Raw genomic sequence first — 2,944 nt, 5'->3', positions numbered from 1 at the left:
CTCGCCGCATCCACACCGGGGTCCCTCTTGAACGCCGATCCAGGGTCCCGATCCCGTGCCGATTGACACTCTGACAACATTGCCGTGCACCGGACCTACCTGCGCGCGGACGGCTCGGGGAAAGCTAACGTGGAGCCGGCCAAGGCCATGCTGGGCGGCACGGCAGGAGGCGCTGTGCGCCTCTCCAATCGCGCTGGGCAGCTCGTGGTAGCCGAGGGCATCGAGACCGCGCTATCGCTCGCTTCGGGGCTCCTGAGCGCTCCTGCGAGTGTCTGGGCGGCGCTCTCCACCTCAGGGATGCGCAGCCTGCGCCTGCCTCTCGCGCCGGGGCGGCTGGCCATCGCGCCGGACGGCGACGAGGCCGGCCACGCCGCTGCGCGCGCTCTGGCCGAGCGGGCGCACGCCTTGGGCTGGTGGGTAGACCTGCTGCCCGCTCCGCAGGGCTGGGACTGGAACGACGTGCTGACGGCGCAGGCGCCCCAGCACGCGCGAATGATGGCGACCGTGCTATGAAGCTGGATCCGATCCCCTTCGCCCCTGAGGGCCCGCAGCCGCTCCTGCGCGAGGTGCCGCCCGGCGCGCCCTACCCCGTCGCGGCGCTCGGACCACTCCGGCCGGCGATAGAAGAGGTCCAGGCCATGACGCAGGCGCCTGTGGCCATCCCGGCGCAGTCGGCGCTCTCCGTCGCTTCCTTAGCGGTGCAGGGCTTTGCCGATGTCGAGACACTGGGCGGGCTTCGCCCGACCTCGCTTTACGCCCTGACCATCGCGCAGTCGGGCGAGCGCAAGTCCTCCTGCGACGGGCCGCTCCTCGCGGCCCTGCGCGAGTTTGAGCGCGAGCAGGCCCAGGCACGGCGGGACGAGATGGCGCACTGGGCCAACGCCCACGCGATCTGGAAGGGCGAGCGCGAGCGCATCCTCGCGGAAGCCAAGCAGGCCAAAGGCAGCAAGCGCGACGAGGCCCGCGCCGACCTCTCGGCACTGGGACCCGAGCCCTGCCCGCCGCCCTCGCCTGACCGCACGGTGACCGAGCCCACCTTCGAGGGCCTGACCCGGCTCTTCGCCGAAGGCCAGCCCTCGCTTGGCATCTTCAGCGACGAGGGCGGTCAGTTCCTGGGCGGGCACGCCATGTCGAGCGAGAACCGCACCAAGACGCTCGCGGCTCTCAACAAGCTTTGGCAGGGCGATCCCATCCAGCGCACGCGCGCCGGCGACGGCTCGGTGTCGCTCTACGGGCGCCGGCTCGCGGTGCATCTCATGGTGCAGCCCACGGTGGCGCGCGAGTTCATGGCCGACCCCAAGGCGACCGGGACCGGGTTCCTGCCGCGTTTTCTGGTCGCGGAGCCCCCGAGCGCCATCGGCACGCGGCTCTCGGCCAACGCGCGACCTGCCGGGACAGTGGCGCTGGGCATCTTCGGCCGGCGCCTGCGCGAGGTGTTGGAGACGCCCCTGCCCATGGACCCGCAGTCGAGGGACCTCAGCCCGCGCCGGCTGCCCCTCGCGCCTGAGGCGCGCGTGCTCCTTGGGCAGTTCGCCGATGCCATCGAGGCGGCACAGGCACCAGGGCGGGATCTGGCCCATGTCACGGGCTACGCGAGCAAGGCCGCCGAGCAGGCGGCACGCATCGCGGGGGTGCTCACCTTGTGGGGCGACCTGCACGCGCCCGAGGTGCCGGCCGACACCATGGCTGACGCGATCACGCTGGCGCAGTTCTACCTCTCGGAAGCCGCACGCCTCGCCGATGCCGCCACGGTCTCGGCGGAGACGGCCCGAGCCGAGGCGCTGCGACGCTGGCTGGTGGAGACCTGGCCCTATCCGGACCTGACCACGCGCGAGGTGGTGCAGAGTGGACCCAATAGCCTGCGCGAGACCAAGGCGGCGCGAGCGGTCCTGCAGGTGCTGGAGAGCCACGGCTGGTTGGTGCCGCTGCCGCCCGGCGCGCTCGTGCGGGGAACCGTGCGCAAGGAGGCGTGGCGGATCGTGCGGGGGGTGGGCCATGTGGTTTGACCCGCGCCGAGCGCTGGCCCGACTGCGGCAGGAGGACTGGCACCGGCCCCCTGCTACAGTTGCTACTTCCGCTACTCCGGCGGCCTCGCAGATGCTCAGGCTGGTCCGTGTAGCAGAAGTAGCGGAAGTAGCGGCACCCCTCCCCGGGGCTGCAGCCTTCCTCACCATCCCGGGTGGCACCGATCCAGCGAACCGCATGGCCGCCGCATTGGACGCCTTTGAGGAACGGGCCGCCATCCGCGAGTTCGACGGCGGCCAGACCCGGGCCGAGGCCGAGCGCGCCGCGCTGGGCGAGGTAGCCCAGGCTTTTGACATCGCGCCCGAGTTGCTGGCGCGGCACATCCGAACAGGAGAACAGGAATGACGGACACCACAGGTGTCGCATGGTGCCAGCCCTGCCTCGCCCCCGAGGGCCGTAACAGCGGGAGCAATACGGTCATGAGCCCGTCTGAAGTGGCGGTGTCGGTGGACGACGCCGCTGGTCGCCCCCGCAACCCCGACGGCACCTTCGCGCCGGGCAACCCCGGCAAACCGCCCGGCAGCCGCCACAAGGCCACGCAGGCCGTGCTGGCGCTCCTTGACGGCGAAGCGGAGGCGCTGACTCGCAAGGCCGTGGAACGGGCGCTGGAGGGCGACACCACCGCGCTCAGGCTCTGCCTGGAGCGCCTCGCGCCACCCCGCAAGGACAGCCCTGTCACCTTTGCCCTGCCAGCCATGCAGAGCGCCACCGACGCGGCGCAGGCGGCCGGGGCGGTGCTGGCCGCCGTTGCGGGGGGCGACCTCACCCCAACGGAAGGAGCGCACGTCATGGCGCTGATCGACACCTACCGGCGCACGCTGGAGACCACGGAGCTGGAGCGCCGCCTTGCGGCCCTGGAAGGAGGACGGGCATGAGCTTGAAGCGCCGCATGGATCAACTGGAGGAACAACGCGCGCGC

At 71.8% G+C, this 2,944-nt stretch carries 4 protein-coding genes; all 4 read left to right on the top strand.

The window, feature by feature from the left end:
• Positions 1-84 precede the first annotated feature (84 nt).
• Positions 85-513: a toprim domain-containing protein gene (locus FHG71_RS22985; protein WP_246045587.1), complete on the top strand. Its 429-nt coding sequence runs from the start codon at positions 85-87 to the stop codon at positions 511-513.
• Positions 510-2,006 (top strand): YfjI family protein, encoded by a 1,497-nt coding sequence (locus FHG71_RS22980; RefSeq protein WP_139084121.1) that lies wholly within the window; start codon positions 510-512, stop codon positions 2,004-2,006. Before FHG71_RS22985 ends, FHG71_RS22980 begins: the two co-directional genes overlap by 4 nt.
• Positions 2,007-2,202: 196 nt before the next feature.
• Positions 2,203-2,370, top strand: a complete 168-nt coding sequence (locus tag FHG71_RS23880) for a hypothetical protein (protein WP_176559607.1) — start codon at positions 2,203-2,205, stop codon at positions 2,368-2,370.
• Complete coding sequence (locus FHG71_RS22975; protein ID WP_246045586.1) at positions 2,367-2,900, top strand: DUF5681 domain-containing protein; 534 nt, start codon at positions 2,367-2,369, stop codon at positions 2,898-2,900. Before FHG71_RS23880 ends, FHG71_RS22975 begins: the two co-directional genes overlap by 4 nt.
• The last annotated feature ends 44 nt before the right edge of the window (positions 2,901-2,944 follow it).

Origin of the sequence: Rubellimicrobium roseum, from assembly GCF_006152145.1 — a bacterium.
GTDB lineage: Bacteria > Pseudomonadota > Alphaproteobacteria > Rhodobacterales > Rhodobacteraceae > Rubellimicrobium > Rubellimicrobium roseum.
The sequence above is the reverse complement of the archived record's forward strand: the minus strand, read 5'-3'. Positions and strand labels throughout refer to the sequence as shown.